Raw genomic sequence first — 507 nt, 5'->3', positions numbered from 1 at the left:
AAAATAAGGAATTACATTTTTTATTTTTATGTTCCTGTTGATCTGTTCTTCTAATGAACCGAATCTGTCGGACAACACCACCCGGGCCACCGTTTGAAAAAGAATGTGATCTTCATTGGAGAGCTGATCTGCAGAGCGTATAAAAACGCCGCCGGGATCTTCATTGATTTGGGCACCCACCAGCGGAACTACCAGCGACATGATCTGGTTTTGAAGTGTATGCCTGTAACTGCCATGATCTTCATTCCAGATAACCAGGTCAACAGTCATTCCTTTTAAGCGCCAGTAAGCATGCGCCTGGATCATTTGTTTTACCAGTTCAATATTGCCTGCGTTCTCAATCTTCACGAGCACAATGGGCAGATCGCCTGAAATAGAATGGCTCCAAAGGCTCGATTGCCCGCGGTTATTGCGCGCTATCAGGTCGGAAGCACCCCGCATTTCAGGATCCGTATAAATAACCGCACTGGCTAATCTTGCATACAGTTGTGCATCTGCTTCTGTTGC

The 507-nt window shown here is 46.0% G+C and carries 1 protein-coding gene; it reads right to left on the bottom strand.

Annotation, left to right across the window (positions count from 1 at the left end; translation table 11 throughout):
• The coding region (locus F2B26_RS17850) for a hypothetical protein (protein ID WP_159811276.1) at positions 1-507 on the bottom strand (507 nt) is incomplete at both ends.

This window comes from Cellulomonas citrea (assembly GCF_009829685.1).
GTDB classification, from domain to species: domain Bacteria; phylum Actinomycetota; class Actinomycetes; order Actinomycetales; family Cellulomonadaceae; genus Cellulomonas; species Cellulomonas citrea.
Note: the sequence above shows the minus strand (reverse complement) of the source record. Positions and strands in the feature narration are given on the sequence as shown.